Source organism: Caldimonas sp., assembly GCF_046289365.1.
Classification (GTDB): domain Bacteria; phylum Pseudomonadota; class Gammaproteobacteria; order Burkholderiales; family Burkholderiaceae_C; genus Caldimonas.
Genome location: NZ_JBKBVU010000041.1, coordinates 1 through 21,136 on the forward strand (window position 1 = coordinate 1; position 21,136 = coordinate 21,136).

At 69.5% G+C, this 21,136-nt stretch carries 24 protein-coding genes and 1 pseudogene; 13 read left to right on the forward strand and 12 right to left on the reverse strand.

Going from position 1 to position 21,136, the window contains the following annotated elements; genetic code table 11:
• The 6 genes from ACK42S_RS06355 to ACK42S_RS06380 all read left to right on the forward strand — a co-directional run.
• Positions 1-391: sensor histidine kinase (locus tag ACK42S_RS06355; protein ID WP_409704639.1), on the forward strand; the 391-nt coding region annotated here is incomplete at its 5' end.
• Between the two features lie 62 nt (positions 392-453).
• Complete coding sequence (locus ACK42S_RS06360) at positions 454-1,440, forward strand: Bug family tripartite tricarboxylate transporter substrate binding protein (protein WP_409704641.1); 987 nt, start codon at positions 454-456, stop codon at positions 1,438-1,440.
• 69 nt (positions 1,441-1,509) lie between these two features.
• Positions 1,510-1,953, forward strand: a complete 444-nt coding sequence (locus ACK42S_RS06365; protein ID WP_409704643.1) for a tripartite tricarboxylate transporter TctB family protein — start codon at positions 1,510-1,512, stop codon at positions 1,951-1,953.
• Between the two features lies 1 nt (position 1,954).
• On the forward strand, positions 1,955-3,469 hold the full coding sequence (locus ACK42S_RS06370) for a tripartite tricarboxylate transporter permease (RefSeq protein WP_409704645.1): 1,515 nt from the start codon (positions 1,955-1,957) through the stop codon (positions 3,467-3,469).
• Positions 3,470-3,609: 140 nt separating this feature from the next.
• Positions 3,610-6,411, forward strand: a complete 2,802-nt coding sequence (locus ACK42S_RS06375; protein ID WP_409704647.1) for a DUF2339 domain-containing protein — start codon at positions 3,610-3,612, stop codon at positions 6,409-6,411.
• Positions 6,408-7,793, forward strand: a complete 1,386-nt coding sequence (locus ACK42S_RS06380; RefSeq protein WP_409704649.1) for a DUF3999 family protein — start codon at positions 6,408-6,410, stop codon at positions 7,791-7,793. Before ACK42S_RS06375 ends, ACK42S_RS06380 begins: the two co-directional genes overlap by 4 nt.
• Here ACK42S_RS06380 and ACK42S_RS06385 read toward each other — a convergent pair.
• Positions 7,790-8,113: a YkgJ family cysteine cluster protein gene (locus tag ACK42S_RS06385; protein WP_409704683.1), complete on the reverse strand. Its 324-nt coding sequence runs from the start codon at positions 8,111-8,113 to the stop codon at positions 7,790-7,792. The two genes, ACK42S_RS06380 and ACK42S_RS06385, sit on opposite strands and share 4 nt — an antisense overlap.
• A gap of 43 nt (positions 8,114-8,156) precedes the next feature.
• Positions 8,157-8,756 (reverse strand): oligoribonuclease, encoded by a 600-nt coding sequence (gene orn / locus ACK42S_RS06390; protein WP_409704651.1) that lies wholly within the window; start codon positions 8,754-8,756, stop codon positions 8,157-8,159.
• A gap of 73 nt (positions 8,757-8,829) precedes the next feature.
• Here orn and ACK42S_RS06395 point away from each other — a divergent pair, with 73 nt between their 5' ends.
• The 6 genes from ACK42S_RS06395 (at position 8,830) to cysW (ending at position 14,248) form a co-directional block, all read left to right on the forward strand.
• A complete protein-coding gene (locus ACK42S_RS06395; protein WP_409704653.1) occupies positions 8,830-10,122 on the forward strand; it encodes a M48 family metallopeptidase in 1,293 nt (430 codons plus the stop codon).
• Entirely contained in the window at positions 10,119-10,442 is a 324-nt protein-coding gene (locus tag ACK42S_RS06400; protein WP_409704655.1) for a 4a-hydroxytetrahydrobiopterin dehydratase, read from the forward strand. The genes ACK42S_RS06395 and ACK42S_RS06400 overlap by 4 nt, the downstream gene beginning before the upstream one ends.
• Positions 10,443-10,448: 6 nt before the next feature.
• Positions 10,449-11,366 (forward strand): ribosome small subunit-dependent GTPase A, encoded by a 918-nt coding sequence (rsgA, locus tag ACK42S_RS06405; RefSeq protein WP_409704657.1) that lies wholly within the window; start codon positions 10,449-10,451, stop codon positions 11,364-11,366.
• 91 nt (positions 11,367-11,457) lie between these two features.
• Positions 11,458-12,495 (forward strand): sulfate ABC transporter substrate-binding protein, encoded by a 1,038-nt coding sequence (locus ACK42S_RS06410; RefSeq protein WP_409704659.1) that lies wholly within the window; start codon positions 11,458-11,460, stop codon positions 12,493-12,495.
• Between the two features lie 9 nt (positions 12,496-12,504).
• Positions 12,505-13,344, forward strand: coding sequence for a sulfate ABC transporter permease subunit CysT (gene cysT / locus ACK42S_RS06415; protein ID WP_409704661.1), 840 nt, complete (start codon positions 12,505-12,507; stop codon positions 13,342-13,344).
• A gap of 13 nt (positions 13,345-13,357) precedes the next feature.
• Positions 13,358-14,248 (forward strand): sulfate ABC transporter permease subunit CysW, encoded by an 891-nt coding sequence (gene cysW, locus ACK42S_RS06420; RefSeq protein ID WP_409704663.1) that lies wholly within the window; start codon positions 13,358-13,360, stop codon positions 14,246-14,248.
• Between the two features lies 1 nt (position 14,249).
• On the opposite strand, the gene ACK42S_RS06425 is transcribed toward cysW, so the two are convergent.
• The 7 genes from ACK42S_RS06425 to rpsP form a co-directional block, all read right to left on the reverse strand.
• Complete coding sequence (locus tag ACK42S_RS06425; RefSeq protein ID WP_409704665.1) at positions 14,250-15,194, reverse strand: CysB family HTH-type transcriptional regulator; 945 nt, start codon at positions 15,192-15,194, stop codon at positions 14,250-14,252.
• A gap of 90 nt (positions 15,195-15,284) precedes the next feature.
• A complete protein-coding gene (locus ACK42S_RS06430; protein ID WP_409704667.1) occupies positions 15,285-16,274 on the reverse strand; it encodes a CobD/CbiB family protein in 990 nt (329 codons plus the stop codon).
• A 30-nt stretch (positions 16,275-16,304) separates the two neighbouring features.
• Entirely contained in the window at positions 16,305-16,982 is a 678-nt protein-coding gene (locus ACK42S_RS06435) for a CoA pyrophosphatase (protein WP_409704669.1), read from the reverse strand.
• An 81-nt stretch (positions 16,983-17,063) separates the two neighbouring features.
• A complete protein-coding gene (rplS, locus tag ACK42S_RS06440) occupies positions 17,064-17,417 on the reverse strand; it encodes a 50S ribosomal protein L19 (RefSeq protein ID WP_409704671.1) in 354 nt (117 codons plus the stop codon).
• Between the two features lie 100 nt (positions 17,418-17,517).
• Positions 17,518-18,282 carry a tRNA (guanosine(37)-N1)-methyltransferase TrmD gene (trmD, locus tag ACK42S_RS06445; protein WP_409704673.1) on the reverse strand — a complete coding sequence of 255 codons (765 nt, stop codon included), beginning with the start codon at positions 18,280-18,282 and terminating at the stop codon, positions 17,518-17,520.
• 15 nt (positions 18,283-18,297) lie between these two features.
• Entirely contained in the window at positions 18,298-18,867 is a 570-nt protein-coding gene (gene rimM, locus ACK42S_RS06450; protein ID WP_409704675.1) for a ribosome maturation factor RimM, read from the reverse strand.
• A gap of 37 nt (positions 18,868-18,904) precedes the next feature.
• The gene (gene rpsP, locus ACK42S_RS06455; protein WP_409704677.1) at positions 18,905-19,153 is read right to left on the reverse strand and encodes a 30S ribosomal protein S16; all 249 of its coding nucleotides are present in this window, start codon (positions 19,151-19,153) and stop codon (positions 18,905-18,907) included.
• 258 nt (positions 19,154-19,411) lie between these two features.
• Here rpsP and ACK42S_RS06460 point away from each other — a divergent pair, with 258 nt between their 5' ends.
• The gene (locus ACK42S_RS06460; protein ID WP_409704679.1) at positions 19,412-19,891 is read left to right on the forward strand and encodes a hypothetical protein; all 480 of its coding nucleotides are present in this window, start codon (positions 19,412-19,414) and stop codon (positions 19,889-19,891) included.
• A gap of 10 nt (positions 19,892-19,901) precedes the next feature.
• Here ACK42S_RS06460 and ACK42S_RS06465 read toward each other — a convergent pair whose 3' ends face one another.
• The 3 genes and pseudogenes from ACK42S_RS06465 to ACK42S_RS06475 form a co-directional block, all read right to left on the reverse strand.
• Positions 19,902-20,264, reverse strand: a complete 363-nt coding sequence (locus tag ACK42S_RS06465) for a DMT family protein (protein WP_409660456.1) — start codon at positions 20,262-20,264, stop codon at positions 19,902-19,904.
• Positions 20,265-20,273: 9 nt separating this feature from the next.
• A complete protein-coding gene (gene folK, locus ACK42S_RS06470; RefSeq protein ID WP_409704681.1) occupies positions 20,274-20,759 on the reverse strand; it encodes a 2-amino-4-hydroxy-6-hydroxymethyldihydropteridine diphosphokinase in 486 nt (161 codons plus the stop codon).
• A 15-nt stretch (positions 20,760-20,774) separates the two neighbouring features.
• A pseudogene (locus ACK42S_RS06475) lies at positions 20,775-21,136 on the reverse strand (polynucleotide adenylyltransferase PcnB); the annotation flags it as partial.

A 21,136-nucleotide genomic window follows, 5' to 3' on the forward strand; every position in this document is an offset into this window, starting at 1 on the left:
GGTGCCGGTGCGCGGCAGCGAGTGGCTGCTGCGCGAGGCCCTGCTCAACCTCGCAGACAACGCGATCCGCTACACCCCTGCCGGCGGCGCCATCACGCTGCGCGTGTGCAGCGACACGCGCCACGCCCTGCTGCAAGTGGAAGACCAAGGGCCCGGCATGAGCGCGCACGACATCGAACGCGCCGGCGTGCGCTTCCGGCGCGGTCAGGCCGGCAAGCAACAGGCCGGCGCCGGGCTCGGCCTGGCCATCGTGCACACCATCGCCCAGATGCACGGTGCCCAGTTGCGCCTGGAAAACCGCGAACCGCCCCCCGGCCTGCAGGCGACCCTGGTGTTTCCCCTAGGTCCTGCTCCTACCGCTGAAAGCTGGCCGAAAGCTGCGACTTCTTAGCCTTGGCCTGTCCGTCGTGGCGGCTGTGAGCCGCCGATTCACCACCTTTTAGGAGACAGACCATGACCTCACGATTGCGCATGGCCGCCTGGGCCGTGATCGCCACCACCGCGCTGAGCTTCGGTGCCGTCGCACAAGCCGAACCGGCCCGCCCCGAATGCGTGGCCCCGGCCCAGCCCGGCGGCGGCTTCGACCTGACCTGCCGCCTGGCCCAAAGCGCTCTGGCCGACAGCGGCGCACTCAAAGCCCCGCTGCGCATCTCCTACATGCCCGGCGGCGTCGGCGCGGTGGCCTACAACAACATCATCACCCAGCGACCGGGCGAGGCGGGCACCATCGTGGCCTTCTCCGGCGGCTCGCTGCTGAACCTGGCCCAGGGCAAGTTCGGCAAGTACAGCGTCGATGACGTGCGCTGGCTGGCCGCCGTGGGCGCCGACTACGGCGTGGCCATGGTGCGCGAAGACTCGCCCTACAAAGACCTCAAGGGTCTGATGGCGGCGCTCAAAGAAGACCCGAGCAAGATCGTGCTGGGCGGCGGCGGCTCGGTGGGCAGCCAGGACTGGATGAAGGCCGCGCTCACCGCCAAGGCCGCCGGCGTGGACTACAAGCGCATGCGCTATGTGGCCTTCGAAGGCGGCGGCGAGGTGCTCACCGCCTTGCGCGGCGGCCACATCCAGGTGCAAATGGGCGATGCCTCCGAAGCCGCCCAGGCCCTCGAAGGCGGCGCCCCGGTGCGCGTGCTGGCCGTCTACAGCAAAAAGCGCCTGCCCGGCCGCTTGTCAGCCGCCCCCACCGCCATCGAACAAGGCTTCGAGATCGACTGGCCCATCATCCGCGGCTTTTATGTCGGCCCCAAGGTGTCCGACACCGACTACCAGTGGTGGGTCGCCGCCTTCAGCAAGGCCATGAGCGCCCCCGGCTTTGCCGCCTTGCAGCAGCAGCGTGGCCTCTTCCCCTTCGACATGGTGGGCGCCGAACTCGACCGCTTCGTGAAGGAGCGCACCCGCGCCTACGCCGAACTGGTCAAAGACTTCGGCCTGTCCAAGTAAGCCCTCACGCCACTCGCCGCGCTCGCGCCCCGTGAGCCGGCGGGCCCCTGCCGTACCGGGAGTGCTCCCATGATCCTCAACGACCGCGTGCTGGGCGCTTTCGCCCTGTTGTTTGCCGCCTTGCTTGCTTGGCAAGGCTGGGGCCTGGAGGCCCCTTTTTCGTATGAACCCGTCGGCCCGCGCGCCTTCCCGCTGCTGCTGGCCGGTGTCATCGCCCTGTGCGGCCTGTGGCTGCTGCTGCGCGGACGCGAGCGCGCCGAGCCGAATCCGCCGGGGGCCAATGCGCGCATTGCCGCGATGGCGGCCCTGGTCGCCGGCTATGCGCTGGTGTTCGCATACCTGGGCTTCATCGTGGCCACCACCTTGATGGCCGCCTTCGTCGGGCGCCTGTTCGGGGGGCGCTGGCACCACTGCGCCATCGGCGGCGTGGGCTTGGGGCTGGGCCTGTACCTGCTGTTCGACAAGGTCTTCGACGTGGTCCTGCCCACGGGTCTTCTCAGCTTCGGGAGCTGACATGGATGTCCTTCAACACCTGGGGCTGGGCTTTGGCGTAGCCTTCTCGCCGATCAACCTGCTGGTGGCGGCCATTGGCGCCTTCCTGGGCACCATCGTTGGTGTGCTGCCGGGCCTGGGGCCCATCAACGGCGTAGCCATGCTCGTGCCCATCGCCTTTGCGATGAACCTGCCGCCGGAGACGGCCCTCATCTTGCTGGCCGCCGTCTACGTGGGCGCCGAGTACGGCGGGCGCATCACCTCCATCCTGATCAACGTGCCCGGCGAGGCCGCCTCGGTGATGACCACGCTGGACGGCTACCCGCTGGCACGCCAGGGCCTGGCCAGCGTGGCGCTGTCGCTGTCGGCCTGGGCCTCGTTCATCGGCTCCTCCGTGGCCATCCTGGGCGTGGCCGCTTTTGCACCGCTGGTGGCCAAATGGGCCCTGGCCTTCGGCCCGGCAGAGTATTTCGTGCTGATGGTCTTTGCCTTTTGCGCCTTGAGCAGCCTGCTGGGCGACAAGCCCGTCAAGGGCGCGCTGGCCGCTGCCATCGGACTGGCGATCGCCAGCGTGGGCGTGGATGCCAACTCGGGCGTCTACCGCTACACCTTCGACCTGCCGGAGCTGGCCGACGGCATCGACTTCGTCGTGGTGGTGATCGGCCTGTTTGCCATCGCCGAGATGCTGCAGATGCTGGAAAACCTGCTCACCGGCCAGAAAGTCGAGGTGCCCCCGGGGCAGCGCAAGCTCTTCAACTGGAAGGAGCTGCGCTTGACCTGGTGGACGACGATCCGTTCCTCGCTGATGGGCTTCGGCATAGGCGTGCTGCCCGGTGCCGGCGCGAGCGTGGCCTCGGCCGTGGCCTATGCCAACGAGAAGCGCCTGCACGAAGGCAAGGACCCGGACGCGAAGTTCGGCCAGGGCGACCTGCGCGGCCTGGCCGCGCCCGAGGCCGCCAACAACAGCGCGGCCACCGGCTCCTTCATCCCCATGCTCACACTGGGCGTGCCTGGTTCGGGCACCACCGCGGTGATGATGGGCGCGCTCACGCTCTACAACATCACCCCCGGCCCGGTGCTGTTCGATGCCCAGCCCGCCCTCGTGTGGGGCCTCATCGCCTCGCTGTTCATCGCCAACGTGATGCTCTTCGTGATGAACGTGCCCATGGTGCGGGTCTTCGCCTCGATGCTGGCCATTCCCGGCTGGCTGCTGGTGCCGGGTATTCTGGCGGTGAGCTTCATCGGCGTGTATGCGCTCAGTTCCAGCACCTTCGACCTGCTGCTCATGGTGGGCATCGGCATCGTCGGCTACTTCCTGCGCAAGATGGGCATGCCCATGGCGCCCATGGTGCTGGGCGTGGTGCTGGGCAACCTGATGGAGCAGAACCTGCGCCGCGCGCTGTCGATCACCAACGGCGAGCTGCACATCCTGTGGTCCAGCCCGGTAACGGTGTCGCTGTGGATCCTGGCCGCCGCCGTGCTGGTGGTGCCGCCCCTGCTGCGCAAGCGCCGCGCGCTGCGCTTGCAGCACCCCTGACACGACCACGGGATGCCGCCGGGACGCTTCCGGCGGCATCCCCCCCCGGATACCGGGGTCGAGGCTTCGCCTGCTCACCCCCAGGCCCTCCCTACAATGCCCGCGCACCCGCATACGATGCAAAGCACGGGGAGGAATCGATGTCCTGGATCGGATTGATCATTGGCCTGATAGCCGCCTGGTTTCTGGCGGCGGCGCTCGGAGGCGAAGCCGGCCTGGTGGCCCTGGGGGCCGTGATGGGGGTCCTGCTCGCGCGGCTGTACCGCCGGATCGACCTGCTGGAGCGACAGCTCAGGCTCCTGCAGCCTGCTCGGCCCACCGAAGCCGAACCTCCCGTGGTCTCACCGACGGCCACGCCCGCACCGGCGCAGCCGCCCGCGGCGCCACCCCAGGCCACCACGAACGAAGACGGATTCGAGGACTGGGCCGCAACGCCGCCCCCCATGCGGTCTCCCATGCGGTCTCCCACCCCGCCTGCCCCGCGGGCTGCGGACACACCGCCTGCCCCGCCCCTCGAACCCGACGAACGCAGCCTGGCCGTCACCACCTCGCTCGCCCAGACCGCCCTGGCCTGGCTGCGCGGCGGCAACACCATCGTGCGCGTGGGCGTGCTGATCCTCTTCCTCGGAGTGGCCTTCCTGCTGCGCTACGCGGCCGAGCACGCCTTGCTGCCCATCGAGCTGCGCCTGGCCGGCGTGGCCCTGGGCGGCCTGGGGCTCACCCTCATCGGCTGGCGCCTGCGCGAACGCCGCCGCGGCTACGGCCTGAGCCTGCAAGGGGCAGGCATCGGTGTGCTCTACCTCACCATCTTCGCGGCCTTCCGGCTCTACGGCCTGGTGCCGGCCGGCCTGGCCTTTGCGCTGCTGGCCGCCCTGTCGGCCGCCGGGGCTGTGCTGGCCGTCATGCAGCAGGCCCTGCCGCTGGCGGTGCTGGGCTTTGCCGGCGGCTTCCTCGCGCCCGTCTTCGCCTCCACCGGCCAGGGCAGCCATGTGGCGCTGTTCAGCTACTACCTCGTGCTCAATCTCGCGATCGCCTGGATCGCCTCGCGCCAGGCCTGGAAGCTGCTCCATCTGGTGGGCTTCGTGCTCACCTTCGGCATCGCCAGCCTGTGGGGCTGGCGTTCGTGGCAGCCCGAGCACTTCGCCACCACCGAGCCCTTCCTGATCGCACATTTCGCGCTCTACCTCTACATCTGCGTGCAGTACAGCCGTCAACTGCTGCGTGAAGACGCCCCCCGCGGCCTGCCGGTGGTCGATGGCGGCCTGCTCTTCGGTCTGCCCATCGTCGCCTTCGGGCTGCAGGCCGGCCTCGTGAACCACCTGCCCTATGGCCTGGCCGTGTCGGCCGCCGTGCTCTCAGGCGTGTACCTGGTATTGGGCCGCTGGCTGTGGCAGCGCAGCGGCGGGCGGCTGCTGCTGCTCATCGAGGGGCTGCTGGCGCTCGGGGTGGTGTTCCTGCTGCTGATCACCCCGCTCGCGCTGGATGGGCGCTGGACCGGCGCAGCCTGGGCCGTGCAGGGCGCCGGCATCGTCTGGATCGGCCTGCGCCAGCGGCGCTGGTGGGCCGTCGGCCTGGGCCTGGTGCTGCAGCTCGTGGCCGCGGCCCTGTTCTGGGACCACCCCGTGCGTCCCGCCGAGGCCCAACTCTTCGCCAACGCGGCGTGGCTGTCCACACTGATGCTGGGAGGGGCGGCGCTCGTGTCGGCCTGGCTGCTGCACCACCTGGCGCCCGCCACCGCGCCGGACGAGGCCTCGACCCCCGTGTGGAACCGCACCCCGCCGGCCGCGCTGCGGCAGGGTGTGCACTGGGGCCTGCTGGCGCTGGGCCTGCTGCAGTGGTTGTCGGGCCTGTGGACCGAGGTGTGGCATGCGCAATGGCCGTGGCCGAATCAGAGCGCCCAGCTCGTGCTGCTGTGGCTCGCCATGGCCGGCGGACTCGAACTCGTGCATCGGCGCTTGGCCTGGCCGGCCTTGCGTGCGCCGGCCCGGCTGCTCTGGGCGGGGGCCGCATGGGTGGCCACAGGCAGCCTGCTCGACCGGCTGTTCAGCCCTGACCTCCAGTGGGAGCAGTTCACCCGTCACGGCGGCTGGCTGGCCGTGGCCGGTGTGCTGACGGTGGGTCTGTGGCTGTTGCGCCGCCTGAACGACACCCACTGGCTGGGCCGCGCCACGCTCGCCGAACGCCTGATGCTGGCCTGGTTTGCGATGCTGCAAGGCGGGGTGCTGTTGCATGCCCTGGCCGACACGCAGATCGGCTCGCACCGGGCCTGGACGGCGCTGGCCCCCATCGTGCTGCCCACGGCCCTGGCCTGGGTCCTGCTGAGCCGCACCGGCCCCAGCCCTGGGTGGCTGCGCGGGCTGCACGGCCCCTGGCTGGCGCTGCTGGTGCTGTGGAGCGGCCTCGTCAATCTGGGCCATCCGGCCGCCATGACGCCGCTGCCTTACCTGCCGCTGCTCAACCCGGTGGACCTCGGCCATGGGCTGGCGCTGCTGTATGCCCTGCGGCTGTCGCGCCCGGCCGGCCCGACGCCCGCGTTCTGGCGGCGCCCGGTGGTCGTCCTGGCCGCGGCGGTGACCTTCTTCTGGGTGAATGCCGTGCTGGTGCGCAGCCTGCATCACTGGAGCGGCACGCCGATGTGGCTGAACGGCGCGCTGAGGAACGACACGGTCCAGATGGCGCTGACCATCCTGTGGACCCTGCTGGCGCTGGCCGCGATGCTGTGGGCCACCCGCAAAGCCGCCCCCGCGGTGGCGCGGGCCGTGTGGCTCGCCGGCGCCGCCCTGCTGGCCGTGGTGGTCCTCAAGCTCTTCTTCGTCGATCTCGCCAGCCTCGACACGCTGCGCCGCACCGTCACCTTCCTCGGCGTGGGCGTGCTGATGCTGGTGATCGGCTATGTTTCACCGCTGCCGCCGGCAGCACCCGCGCGCGAGGCCCGCCCATGATGCTGTTGCAACGCCTGGCCCCGGCGGCCGCCGCCTGGCTCTGGGCCCTGGCCGCATCCGCCACCCCCACGGCCCAGGCCCCCCTGACGCTGACGGCCGGCGAAGGCCTGCAGCGGGTGGAGATTCCGCTCGACCTGCTGCGCGCCTCCACGCGAGAGGGCTGGTCCGACCTCCACGTGCTCAACGCCCGGGGCGAGCCCGTGCCCCAGGCCTGGGCCCTGCCGCCCCCTGCGCGGGAACGCGAGCGCAGCGCCCCGTTGCCGCGCTTCGCCTGGCCCGACCCCGGCCCCGGCGGCCGGGATGACGCCGCGATGCAGGTGCAGGTCGATGCCCAGGGCGCCGTCGTGCGCATCCAGGGCCCATCCACGGCCGCCCACGAAGGCAGCGCCTCCACGCGCTGGCTGCTCGACCTCGGCCCGGACGTCCACCGCAGCGCCGAGTGGCTCGCCGCGCTCGAACTGGCCTGGGAGTTTCCCGGCGAAGGCAGCCATCTGCGCGCCCGTGTGGAAGCCAGCGCCGACCTCAAGCAATGGCAGGCCGTCACCGAGGCCGCACTGCTCGACGTGCCCGGCGTGGGCGCGGCCTCGGGCGAGCGTCTCGTTCAGCGCCGCATCGAGTGGCCGGCGGCCGCCCCGGCGCTGCGCTATCTGCGGCTGAGCCTGCAGCCCCCCGCCCGGCTGACCGGGGTGCAGGCCCTGTGGCGCACCCGCGAGGCCAGCGCGGCCAGCGCGACCACCGCGCTGCGCTTCGAGCCCGAGGCCGGCACGAATCCGCCCCGCGCCTGGTCGCTCGACCTCGGCGGCGCCGTGCCCCTGCAGGAGCTGCGGCTCGCGCTGCCGCAGCGCAACAGCGTCGCCAGCCTGGTGCTCGAACAGCGCGCCCAGGAAGAAGCATCCTGGCGCGCGGTGGCACGCTTCACGGCCTACCGGCTCGACCGCGACGGCCAGGAATGGCAATCGCCCCCGGTGCGCTGGACCGCTGCGCCCGCGCGCCACTGGCGATTGCGCCTGGAAGAGCGCAGCCCGGCACTGGGTGCCGGCGCCCTGGAGGCCAGCGCCGTCTGGACCCCACCCCAGTTGGTGTTCGCGGCACGCGGCGAGCCGCCCTTCCGACTGGTGGCCGGCGGGCCCGTCGCCTCGTCACTGACGCTGCCGCAGCTCCTGCCGGGCTATGAAGCCGGACAGGAGTACCGCCTGCCCCAGGCCGTGGCGGGCCCGGTGACCCTCACACCGGCCACGCCGCTGAGCTGGCGCGAACGCCTCGCCCAGGCCAGCGCGGCCGACTGGCGGCGCTGGGCCCTGTGGGCCGTGCTGGCCCTGGCCGTGATCGCGCTGGCACTGCTGGCCAGGCGGCTGATGCGCGACATCCAGCCGCCGTCCTAGAGGGGATCGGGCAGCAGCGGCAGGCCGTGCCGCTGGCGCGCGCGGTTGCAGCGCTCGTTGCGCTCGCCCTGCTCGCCATGCCAGTTGAATTCCCGGCACGGCGAGGGCCGCCGCGCATAGATGCGGCACGACACCGAGCGGCCGATCTCACCGTCCAGGGCGGTGCAGCGCGGCGTGGTGCGGTCGGTGCCACGCATCGCCAGGCGCATCGGTGCCACCGGCGTGGTCAGCGCCGCAGGCACGGTGCCGCCAGGATGCTCGTCCGACTCGCCCCAGTAGAACGACACGCGAAAGCTTGCGCAGCAAGCCCCGCAGTCCAGGCAAGGCGAGGGCTGGGCCGCAGCCCCACCGGCGGGCGCAGACTCAGACCTTGAGCAGGTGCTCCCGGTAGTAGCGCAGCTCATCGATGGACTCATGGATGTCGGCCAAGGCCGTGTGCTTCTGAGCCTTCTTGAAGCCCCCCAGCACCTCGGGCTTCCAGCGGCGCGCCAGCTCCTTGAGCGTGCTCACGTCCAGGTTGCGGTAATGGAAGAAGGCCTCCAGCTCGGGCATGTGGTTGGCGAGGAAGCGGCGATCCTGGCAGATCGAGTTGCCGCACATCGGTGAGGTGTTCTTCGGCACGTAGCGCTTCAGGAACTCGATCACGTCGTGCTGGGCTTGTTGCTCGTCCACCGACGAGGCCTTGACCCGATCGATCAGGCCCGACTTGCCGTGCGTGCCCTTGTTCCAGGCATCCATCGCGTCGAGCACCGCATCGCTTTGATGAATCGCATAGACCGGTCCTTCCACCCGTTGCTGCAGCTGAGCATCGGTGACGACCACCGCCACCTCGATGATGCGGTCGCGCTGCGGGGACAGACCGGTCATCTCCAGGTCGATCCAGACCAGGTTGGAGTCGCTGTAGGCCAGCGCCACCGCGTCGGAAGGGGGGGTGTTGTCGGTGTCATTCATCGGGGTGTCCATGCCATCTCCTGTGCTGGGGCGCGATTTTCGGTGATTCGCCCAAGGTCTTGCCGCCAGCCTACACTGTCGCCCCATGCAATCCGACACACTGGCCTGGCTTTTCGCCGCCTTCCTCGTCGCCAACCTGGCGGTGAAGTTCTGGCTCGCCTCCAGACAGATCCGGCACGTGGCCCGCCACCGCGACACCGTGCCGGCCGGCTTTGAGGCCACCATCCCCCTCGAGGCCCACCGCCGCGCGGCCGACTACACCATCGCCAAGACCCGCTTCGGTCTGCTGACCAGCGCCTTCGGAGCGGCCGTGCTGCTGGGCTGGACGCTGCTGGGGGGCCTGGACGCGCTCAACGTGGCCGTGCGCGATGCCGTGCAGCCGGCCTTCGGCGATCTGGCCTACCAACTGGCCCTGCTGGCCGCGGTGGCCGTCATCGGTGCCGTGCTCGACCTGCCCTTCGATGCCTGGGCCACCTTCCGCATCGAACAGCGCTTTGGCTTCAACCGCATGAGCTGGGGCCTGTTCCTGGGCGATCTGGCCAAGGGGGCGCTGGTCGGCACCCTGATCGGCCTGCCACTGGCCGCCGTGGTGCTGTGGCTGATGGGGGCCGCCGGTGCGAGCTGGTGGCTGTGGGCCTGGGCCGTCTGGGTGGGCTTCAACCTGCTGATGCTGGTGCTCTATCCCACGCTCATCGCCCCGCTGTTCAACAAGTTCGAGCCGCTGGCCGACGAAGCCGTGCGCCAGCGCGTGCAAGGGCTGATGGCACGCTGCGGGTTTGCGGCCAAGGGCCTGTTCGTGATGGACGGCTCCAGGCGCAGCGCCCACGCCAACGCCTACTTCACCGGCTTCGGGGCCGCCAAGCGCGTGGTGTTCTTCGACACCCTGCTGCACAAGCTCTCGCCCGGCGAGGTGGAGGCCGTGCTGGCGCACGAGCTGGGTCACTTCAAGCGCCGCCATGTGCTCAAGCGCATGGTGGGCCTGTTCGGCCTGAGCCTGTTGGGCTTTGCGCTGCTGGGCTGGCTGTCGGGTCAGGCCTGGTTCTACACCGGCCTGGGCGTGCAGCCCAACCTGGCGGCCCCCAACGACGCCCTGGCCCTGCTGCTCTTCATGATGGCCGGCCCGGTGTTCGGCACCTTCCTCTCGCCGTGGATGGCCGCCGTCTCGCGCCGCCACGAATACGAGGCCGATGCCTATGCCTGCGCCCAGGCCAGCGGGCGCGACCTGTCCAATGCGCTGCTCAAGCTTTATGAGGACAATGCCGCCACGCTGACGCCCGACCCCTGGTACGTGCGTTTCTACTACTCCCACCCGCCGGCGGTACAACGCCTGGCGGCCATGCGGGCCCTGACCCGAGACCTCACTGCCTCCACGCCATGAACCCCCTGCTGACCCAGAAATGCAAGCCCCTCGACGGCGGCCAAGCCATGAGCGACAACGAGATCCAGGCCTACCTGCGCCAGGCTGAGGGCTGGACCCTCAAGGAGGGCGCGATCGAGAAGACCTACGGCTTCAGGAACTACCACGAGACCCTGGCCTTCGTGAACGCGCTGGCCTGGATCGCCCATGCCGAGGACCATCATCCGGACCTGCTGGTCAAGTACAACACTTGCCAGGTGCGCTTCAACACCCATTCCGTGGGCGGCATCTCGATCAACGACTTCATCTGCGCAGCCAAGGCCGACGCCTTGCTCGCCTGACCCGCCTTGGTCCAGCGAGCCGAACTCGATCTGGGGCTCGTGGTCGCCAGCCACGGCCGCCACTACGTCATCGAAACCCCCGAGGGCCGGCGCCTGACCTGCCACCCCCGCGGCAAGAAGAGCGACTGTGTGGTCGGCGACCGCGTGCGCTGGCAGGCCACGCTGTCGAACACCGGCGACCAGGGCGTGATCGAGGCGCTGGAGCCGCGCCGCAACCTGCTGTATCGCCAGGACGAATGGAAGACCAAGTCCTTCGCAGCCAATCTCGACCAGGTGCTGCTGCTCGTGGCCAGCGAGCCCGTCTTCAGCGAATCCCAGCTCAGCCGCTCGCTGATCGCCGCCGAGCACGCCGGCATTGCGGCCCACATCGTGCTCAACAAGACCGACCTGCCCCAGGCCCAGTCCGCCCGTGAGCGCCTCGCCCCCTACCGCGCGATGGGCTACGAGGTGCTGGAGCTGTCGCTCCAGGCCCGCCCCGACGAGGCGCGGGCCCTGCTCGGGCCCCGCCTGCAGGGCCGCACCAGCTTCGTGATGGGGCCCTCCGGCACGGGCAAGAGCACGCTGGTCAACCTGATGGTGCCCCAGGCCCAGGCCCAGGTGGGCGAGATCTCGCGGGCCCTCAACTCGGGCCGCCACACCACCACCGCCACCCAGTGGTACTGGCTCGACGACACGCGCACCAGCGCCCTCATCGACTCCCCCGGCTTTCAGGAATTCGGCCTGCGCCAGATCGAAGCGGCCCAACTGAGCGCCTACATGCCCGACCTGCGCGAGCACGTGGCCGGCTGCCGCTTCTACAACTGCACCCACCTGCACGAACCCGGCTGCGCCGTGCGCGCGGCCGTGCAGGCCGGGCACATCACCGAAAGCCGGTACCGGATCTACACCGAGATCCACGAGGAACTGAGCCGGCAGCGCTGGTAGTCTGCAGCGGCATCCTCGTTTTGCGCATATCCATCCGCGCATTGCTTCGTTCCCCGTATGAGGGAAGCTTCCTAGCATCGAGGCCATTCCCATGGCTTCCGATCAGGCCCCCTTCATGTCGCTCTTCCACCGTCTTCGCCTCCTGGCCGCCGGGCTGGCCCTGGCTGCCGCCGTCCCCACGGCCTTGGCCAGGGACGTCACCCTGCTCAACGTCTCCTACGACCCCACGCGCGAGCTCTACGCGGATTTCAACAACGCCTTTGCCGCCCACTGGAAGGCCAAGACCGGCCACAACGTCACCGTGCGCCAGTCCCATGGCGGCTCGGGCCGCCAGGCCCGCTCGGTCATCGACGGGCTGGATGCCGATGTCGTGACCCTGGCGCTGGCCTACGACATCGACGAACTGCATGCCAAGGCCAAGCTCATCCCCGCCGACTGGCAAAAGCGCCTGCCCAACAACAGCTCGCCCTACACCTCCACCATCGTCTTCCTGGTGCGCAAGGGCAACCCCAAGGGCATCAAGGACTGGGACGACCTCGTCAAGCCCGGCATCGCCGTCGTCACGCCCAACCCCAAGACCTCCGGCGGTGCCCGCTGGAATTACCTGGCCGCCTGGGGCTATGCCTTGAAGAAGCCCGGCGGCAACGAAGCCAAGGCGCGCGAGTTCGTCACCGCTTTGTTCAAGAACGTGCCCGTGCTCGACTCCGGGGCCCGCGGTGCGCTCACCACCTTCACCGAGCGCGGCATCGGCGACGTCTTCCTGTCGTGGGAGAACGAGGCCTTCCTGGCCGTGAAGGAACTGGGGCCGGACAAGTTCGACATCGTCGTGCCATCGGTCAGCATCCTGGCCGAGCCGCCGGTCACAGTGGTGGACAAGGTGGTGGACCGCAAGGGCACCCGCGAGGTGGCCACCGCCTATCTCGAATTCCTCTACTCACCGCAAGGCCAGGACATCGCCGGGCGCCACTACTACCGTCCCGTCGATCCGGCCGCCGCGAAGAAATACGCCTCGCAGTTCACCAAGGTCTCGCTCTTCACCATCGACGAGGTGTTCGGCGGCTGGACGAAGGCCCAGGCCACCCACTTCAACGACGGTGGTGTCTTCGACCAGATCTTCACCCGGCGCTGAGCGCTCGCCATGGTCTTCTCGCGCCTGCTGCTCAAGCGCCACAGCGTGCTGCCCGGCTTCGACCTGGCGCTGGGCTTCACCCTGCTCTATCTGAGCCTGGTGGTGCTCATCCCGCTGTCGGCGGCCTTCCTCAAGACCTTCACGCTCACCTGGAGCGCCTTCTGGGAGGCGGTGAGCAGCCCGCGCGTGGTGGCCTCCTACCGGCTGACCTTCGGCGCCTCGCTGGCCGCCGCGCTGGTCAACGCGGTGTTCGGCTTCATCGTGGCCTGGGTGCTGGTGCGCTACCCCTTCCCCGGCAAGCGCGTGGTCGATGCCCTGGTGGACCTGCCTTTCGCGCTGCCCACCGCGGTGGCGGGCATCGCGCTCACGGCGCTCTATGCCCAGAACGGCTGGATCGGCCAGTGGCTGCCCTTCCAGGTGGCCTTCACGCCGCTGGGCGTGTTCGTCGCGCTCACCTTCATCGGCCTGCCGTTTGTGGTGCGCACCGTGCAGCCGGTGCTCGAAGACCTGCACCAGGAGCTGGAGGAAGCGGCCGCCACGTTGGGGGCGAACCGCTGGCAGACCTTCTCGCGCGTGATCCTGCCCCTCGTCGCACCCGCGCTGCTCACCGGCTTTGCGCTGGCCTTCGCGCGGGCCCTGGGCGAATACGGCTCGGTGATCTTCATCGCCGGCAACATGCCGATGATCTCCGAGATCACACCGCTGCTCATCGTCACCAAGCTGGAGCAGTACGACTACGCCGGCGCCACCGCGATTGCCGTCGTGATGCTGGTGGCCTCCTTCGTGCTGCTGCTGATCATCAACCTGCTGCAGGCCTGGGCGCGGCGCCGCCAGGGCCAGGCCGGCTGAAGGAACACGCCCAATGTCTGCCCTTCCCTTGAACCCGGGTGCCCTGGCGGCCCCGAAGAGCCATCGGCGCGCCACGGAGGAGGCGCCCTGGGTGCGCTGGGCCCTGATCGGGGTCGCGCTGGGCTTTCTCACGCTGTTCCTGTTCATCCCGTTGGTCACGGTCTTCGTCGAGGCCTTGCGCAAGGGCTGGGAGGTGGCCGCGGCCGCCGTGGTCGAACCCGATGCGCGCGCGGCGATCCGGCTGACGCTGCTCACCGCCGCGATCGCCGTGCCGCTGAACCTGGTGTTCGGCGTGGCCGCCGCCTGGGCGATCGCGAAGTTCGACTTCCGCGGCAAGAACGTGCTGCTCACGCTCATCGACCTGCCGTTTTCGGTGTCGCCGGTGATCGCGGGCCTGATCTATGTGCTGGTCTTCGGCCTGCAGGGCTGGTTCGGCGAATGGCTGCGCGACCACGACCTGAAGGTGATCTTCGCCGTGCCCGGCATCGTGCTGGCCACCGTCTTCGTGACCTTCCCCTTCGTGGCGCGCGAGCTCATCCCGCTGATGCAGGCCCAGGGGCAGGAGCAGGAGGAAGCCGCCCGTGTGCTGGGGGCTTCGGGCTGGCAGATCTTCTGGCGCGTGACCCTGCCCAACGTGAAGTGGGCGCTGCTGTACGGCGTGATCCTGTGCAATGCGCGCGCCTTCGGCGAGTTCGGCGCGGTCTCGGTGGTCTCGGGCCACATCCGCGGCGAGACCAACACGATGCCGCTGCACATCGAGATCCTCTACAACGAATACCAGTTCGCCGCCGCCTTTGCCGTGACCTCGCTGCTGGCGATGCTCGCCCTGGTGACGCTGGTGCTGAAGTTCCTGGTGGAGCAGCGGGTGAAGGGCGAGAAGACCCTGGCGCAAGACGCCCGCTGACTCAGATCTCGAAGCTCGTGCCGGGCTCGGCCGCCATCGCCTGCTCGACCACGGCGCGGGTGAGCGTGGGCGCAAACGATTCGATGAAAGCGTACACATAGCCGCGCAGGACGGTGCCGCGGCGAATCGCCAGCTTGGTCATGTTCATCGCGAACAGGTGGCGCGCGTCGATGGCCCGCAGATGGCGGTCACGCTCTTCGTCGTAGGCGATGGAGGCGACGATGCCCAGGCCCAGGCCGAGCTCCACATAGGTCTTGATCACATCGGCGTCCATGGCTGTGAGCACGATGTCGGGCTTCAGGCCGGCGCGCTGGAAGGCCTCGTCGATGTGTGCGCGGCCGGTGTAGCCCTCTTCGTAGGTGACGATGGGGTGGCGGGCGATGCGCTCCAGCGTGACCGGTCCGCCCTCGAGCAGTTCATGCCCCGGCGGCACCAGCAGGCAGTGCGTCCAGCGGTAGCACGGCAGGGCCACCAGGTCCTCGTAGCGCGTCAACGCCTCGGTGGCGATGCCGATGTCAGCCTCGCCCTTCAGCAGCATCTCGGCCACCTGTCGGGGCGAGCCCTGGTGCAGGTTGAGCGTGACCTCGGGAAAGTGCTGGCGGAACTCGCTCACCGCCGGCGGCAGCGCGTAACGGGCCTGCGAATGCGTGGCCGCGATCGACAGCCGGCCGCGCGACTGCTGCACGAAGTCGTCGGCCGCGCGGCGCAGGTTCTCCGCATCGAGCAGCATGCGCTCGATGATGGGCAGCACCTGCCTTCCCGGCGGCGTCAGCCCCGTGAGACGCTTGCCCACACGCACGAAGATCTCGATGCCGAGCTCGTCCTCCAGTTCGCGGATCTGCCGGCTCACGCCGGGCTGCGAGGTGTGCAGCCCCTGGGCCACCTCCGTCAGGTTGAAGCCCCGACGCACTGCCTCCCGCACCGAGCGCAATTGCTGAAAGTTCATGGCCGGCATGCTGGGCCGGCACGATCATTACTGCAACGAATAAAAAGTTCTTTGTTTTACCAAATAAATCATAAGGACAGCTTGCGGGCCTCAGCCCGTCAGATTCGCCAGCGTCAGGAGCGCCAGCAACAGCATCCACAGCACCACCGAGCGCCACACCAGCCCCACGATGCTGCGCAGATGGCCCAGGGTGGGCGGCAGGCCGCCGGTGTGGCCCTCGGCCTCGGTGGCGCCGACGGGAGCGCCGGCTTCGAAGGTCTTGCTGCGGTCCACGCTCAGGCCGGGCGCGCTGCTGCCGCCCAGGCGCACCCCCACGGCGCCGGCGGCAGCCGCCAGGATGATGCCGTCGCTCGTGTGCTGCCACAGCACGGCATGGCGTCGCCAACTGTCGATGGCGTCCTCGAAATTGCCCACCACGGCAAAGCCGAAAGCGGTCAGCCGCGCGGGCAGATGGTCCAGCCTGTCGAACAAGCGCTGGGCCAGGTCCATCAGGCTGGGGTTGGTGGGCACCCCCACCGTATGGCTGCGATACGTCCAGTAGCGGCTCGAGAACTCGGCCATCCGATAGAGCACCGCCCCGGCCGGCCCCAGGCCCACGGCGGCCAGCACGATGAACCAGAAGAACACGCCAAACACATGGCGGTGGGCGGCCAGCAGGGAATGCTCGATCACATGGCGCAGCAACTCGGTGCGCGGCAGTTCGCTCGTGTCCATGTGCCGCCACTCGGCGAAAAGCTGGCGGGCACGCAGCTCGTCGCCGCGTTCCAGCGCATCGCGGATGTCGGTGAAGTAATGGCTGAACTGCCGGAAGCCCAGCGTCAGGTACAGCACCGCCACGTTCCAGGCCAACGCCACGAGCAGGCTGTGCCGGGCGATCGAGAGATGGATGCCAAAGGCCAGCAGCACAGGCACGAGCACCGTGACGGACCATACCGCCCAGGCATGCACCGGCCGGCCGGCGTCGAAGTTGCGGCCTGCCCAATGGACCCAGCCGACCAGCGTGTCATGGATGAGGTTGCCGCCGCGCAGGGGTTTCAATTGCTCCAGCAGCAGCGCCAGCAGGACGGAGAAGAAACTCATGGCCGGCATGATAGCGGCCGCCCACTCGCTCTACGCTGCCAGGAAGCGATAGAAATTGCGCAGCATCGCCGCGGTCGCTCCCCAGATGAAGTAGGGCTTGTCGCGGCCCGGCGGCTGCCAGGGCATCGAGAAGAACTCCCGCCGCTCGCCTTCGAACTCCACCGCATGACGCTGGTGGTGGGCCGGGCACATCAGGAAGGCCAGCGGCACCTCGAAGACCTCGGCCACCTCGCTCGGATCGACCCGCAGCTCGAAGGGGGGCTGCACCAGCGCCACGACCGGCGTCACCAGGAAGGCGGTCACCGTCTTGTACAGGGGCAACTGGCCGATGACCTCCACATGCCGGCGTGCCAGACCCACCTCCTCCTCGGCCTCGCGCAAGGCGGTGTCGGCCGGATCCCGGTCGGCGGGCTCGCAGCGCCCGCCGGGAAAGCTGATCTGGCCGGGATGGTCGCTCAAGTGCTCGGTGCGCTGCGTCAGCAGCACCGTCAGGCCTTGCGGGCGCTGCACCAGCGGCACCAGCACCGAGGCATGGGCCGGCGTGCGGGCGAACAGGCGGCGCTCGGCCAACACCTCGGGCTCCCAGGCCGGCGGACGGGCAAAGCGCTCGCGCAGGGCCTGCGGGGTCAGGCGCTCCTCGGCCACCGGCGGCAGGTGGGCATCGACCCCCACCACCGGGAAGGCCTGGGGCTCACGGATGAGGGCCATGGTTCAGGCTTGCTAACGAAAAGCCGCCTGGGCGGGTCGACGCGCAGGCGGCTCGGGGGCGTTGCAGGGCAACGTGCCAGATCAGGACAACTTTTCCTTGATGCGGGCCGACTTGCCGCTGCGCTGGCGCAGGTAGTACAGCTTGGCACGGCGCACGTCGCCGCGACGCTTGACCTCGATGGAGGCGATCAGCGGGCTGTAGAGCTGGAACGTGCGCTCCACGCCTTCACCGCTGGAGATCTTGCGCACGATGAAGCTGGAGTTCAGGCCGCGGTTGCGCTTGGCGATCACGACGCCTTCATAGGCCTGCACACGCTTGCGGTTGCCTTCGACGACGTTGACGTTGACGATCACGGTGTCGCCGGGGGCAAACTCCGGGATGTTCTTGTTCAGGCGAGCGATTTCTTCCTGCTCGAGCGTCTGGATGAGGTTCATGGTCACTCCAAGGATCGTGCGCGGGGTGGGTTGGTGGTCAGTCTTGGCGCCCCGGCTTGACCGTCGAGGCTGTCCCGGCAGAGGATCGAAAAGCTGCTAATTATAGCCCAAGCGAGGCCAGGTAGCGCTCGTCCTCGGGGCTCAGGCGCCCGGCGGATCGCGCTGCGGCGATCAGGTCGGGGCGGCGCTGCGCCGTCAGGCGCAGCGATTGCTCGCGCCGCCAGCGGGCGATACGGGCGTGGTGGCCCGACAGCAGCACCGCCGGCACGGCCACCGGTCCGTCGGGCGTGTCCAACACCTCGGGGCGGCTGTAGTGGGGGCAGTCGAGCAGCCCGTCGCTGAAGCTGTCCTGCTCGTGTGAGGCCGGGTCATTCAGCACCCCGGGCTGGAGCCGGGCCACGCCGTCGAGCAGGGCCAGCGCCGCGATCTCGCCGCCGGAGAGCACGAAGTCGCCCAGGCTAAGCTCCAGGTCCACGTGGCGGTCGATGAAGCGCTGGTCCACACCTTCGTAGCGGCCACACACCAGGATGGCCCCGGGCCCGTCGGCCCATTCGCGCAGCAAGGCCTGGTCGATGCGCCGGCCGGCCGGCGAGAACCACACCACTGGTGCACTCGCGACGCCCGCCGTGCTGCGGCGCTGCCGCACAGCCGCCAGGGCCCGCTCCAGGGGCTCGACCAGCATCACCATGCCTGGCCCGCCGCCATAGGCGCGGTCGTCCACCCGGCGATAGGCATCCTCGGCGAAGTCGCGCAAGGGCCACAGGTGCACATCCACCTGGCCGGACTCATAGGCGCGGCGCGTCACACCCTGGGTCAGAAAGGGGGCGAAGAGGTCCGGGAACAGCGTGACGACGTCGAAGCGCATGGACGGGCTCGCGCTTCAGTAGTCCAGGCCCCAATCGACGAGGATGCGGCCGGCCGCCGTCTCGACCTGATCGACATAGGCCGACACGAAGGGGATGAGCCGCTCGGCCGGCGGATCGGCGGTGTCATCCACCACCCTCAGGATGCTGTGGGCCCCGGTGTCCATCAGGTCGGCCACGCGGCCCAGGGTGTACCCCTGGCGGTTCACGACGGCCAGGCCGATGAGATCGACCCAGTAGTACTCGCCTTCGTCGGCGGTGGGGAAGCTGGCACGCGAGACAAAGATGCGCGCGCCCTTGAGGGCTTCGGCGGCGGTGCGGTCAGGCAGTTCCCGGGCCTGGGCCACGACCGCGTCGCCGTGCTCGCGCGCCGCGGTGATGCGCAACACGCGCGGCACGGGCCGCACGCCGGGCCGGGGTGCCTCAGGGGGCTGAAGGAACCAGCGCCGGGCGGTGAACAGGGCCTGCGGATCGGTGGAATAAGGCAGGACCTTGATCCAGCCCTTGATGCCCCAGGCATCGAGCACGCGGCCCACCTCCACCGCGTCCGAAGGCCAGGCAAGATCGTCGTCGGCCAGGGCACTCATCGGGCAGGCGGCAGCAGACCGTGCGGCCGCAGGGGACTCAGGCGGCGGCCTTGGCCTGCTTGATCAGGCGGGCGACCGTGGGCGAGACCTGGGCGCCATGGCTGACCCAGTAGTCCACGCGGTCATGCGCCACGCGCAGGGCCTCGGCCGCACCGGAGGCCACGGGGTTGTAAAAACCCACGCGCTCCAGGAACCGGCCGTCACGGCGGTTGCGGGCATCGGCCGCCACGATGTTGAAGAAGGGGCGCTTCTTGGAGCCGCCACGGGAAAGACGAATCACGACCATGCTGTGTCCTTGTACCCAGCCTGCGCGGATTCCCCGGCCACTGGAGACACTCAGGGCTGTCGGGAGGGGCGCAAGGCCAAGCGTATCGAATGTTCCGCCCCGACGCCGTAGATACGCCGGCCACCCAGCCAAGCCAGCGTCGAGAACCTGAAATTATAGCGGGTTCAGGCCGCGGAGGTCGAGACCGGGGCCTCATCGACGCCGGGCACCCGCCTCACCTGCGGCGCCATCGGCCCGCCCGCGGTACAGTCGCGCCCCATGACGACACCCCCCGAGGCTGCGGCCCCTGCCCCGGCAGGGCCCTACAAGTCCAAGACCCTGGCCACCTGGATCGCACTGATCGCGGGCTGCCTGGGTTTGCACCGCTTCTACCTGCACGGCCTGCGGGACTGGCTGGGCTGGCTGCACCCTGTGCCCACGGCGCTGGGGGTGATCGGCGTGCAGCGCATGCTGGCGTTCGGCCAGGACGACCGTCTGTCCTGGCTGCTGATCCCGCTGCTGGGGTTGATGGTCTCGCAGGCGATGCTGATGGCCATCCTGTACGGGCTCACGCCGGATGAGAAGTGGAATGCCCGCTTCAATCCGCAGGGCCCCGAACACCGCACCGGCTGGGCCGTGGTGATCGGCGTGATCGCCGCGCTGATGATCGGGGCGGCCGTGCTGATGGCCACACTGGCCTTCAGCTTCCAGCACTACTTCGAACTGCAGGTCGAGGCGGCCCGGAAGATCAGCCAGTGAAGCGCCGCCCTCACGAGCGGAAGATGAAGTAGACGGCCGCCACCAGACACAGCCCCGCCCAGACGAAGTCCCACTTGAAGGGCACCTTCATGTAGAGCATCGCAAACGGCACGAAAACGGTGAGCGTGATGACTTCCTGCAGGATCTTGAGCTGAGGCAGCGTGAACACGCCGCTGCTGTAGCCGATCCGGTTGGCCGGCACCTGCAGCAGGTACTCGAACAGCGCGATGCCCCAGCTCGCCAGGGCGGCGATGTACCAGGGCTTGGCCGCCAGGTCCTTCAGGTGGGCGTACCAGGCGAAAGTCATGAAGACATTGGCCACCGTCAGCAAAGCGATGGTCTGCAGCGACACCGGCAGGGCGTGGGCACTCATGGCGATCTTTCAAAGGGCGTCCGTCAGGCGTTCGATGCCCTGGTCGGGCAAGCTCTCCAGCAAGAAACGCACCGTGCCCCGTCCCGGGATGACGAGCCCGGGCGCCAGGTCGGCCAGCGGGGCCAGCACGAAGGCGCGTTCGTGCAGGCGCGGATGGGGCAGCACGAGCTCGGGCCCGGCGAGCTGCAGCGCGTCCATCAGCAGCAGATCCAGGTCCAAGGTGCGCGGGGCGTTGCGGTAGGGGCGTTCGCGCCCGTGGGCCTGCTCCAGCGCCTGCAGGGCGTGCAGCAGCGCCAACGGGTCTTCGGCGGTGTCGAAGGCGACGACCGCGTTCAGGTAGTCGGGGCCGTCGGCATCGAGCGGCCGGGTGCGGTAGACCGGCGAGGCCGACCAGCCCGACACCCCGGGGCGCACACGCAGTGCCGCGGCCGCCCGTCGCAGGCCGTCCAGCGGGTCGCCCAGGTTGGCGCCCAGTCCGACGTAGGCACGGCGCATGGCAGGGCGCTCCGGTCAGTCGGCGTTGCCGGTGGCCGGGGCTGCTGCAGCGGCGCTCTTGCGGCGGCGACGCCGGCGCTTGCGCGCCGGTGTTCCGTCCTCGCCCGGGGGGGCCGCCGGTGCGCCGGCGTCGTCCCCCTGGGCCGCGGCCTCGCCAAGGGCCTCGGGGCGCGCCGGCTTGCGGCGGCCGGGGCTGCGCCGTGCGGGTGCCTGTTGCTCGCGCACGGCCTCCAGCAAGCGGCGCCGGCCGGCCTCGTCGGCCTGGGAGAACTCCTCCCACCAGCGGGCCAGGGCCGGGTCGATCTCGCCCGCGTCGGCACGCAGCCGGAGGAAGTCGAAACCGGCCCGGAAGCGCGGCTGCTCCACCAGCGTGAAGG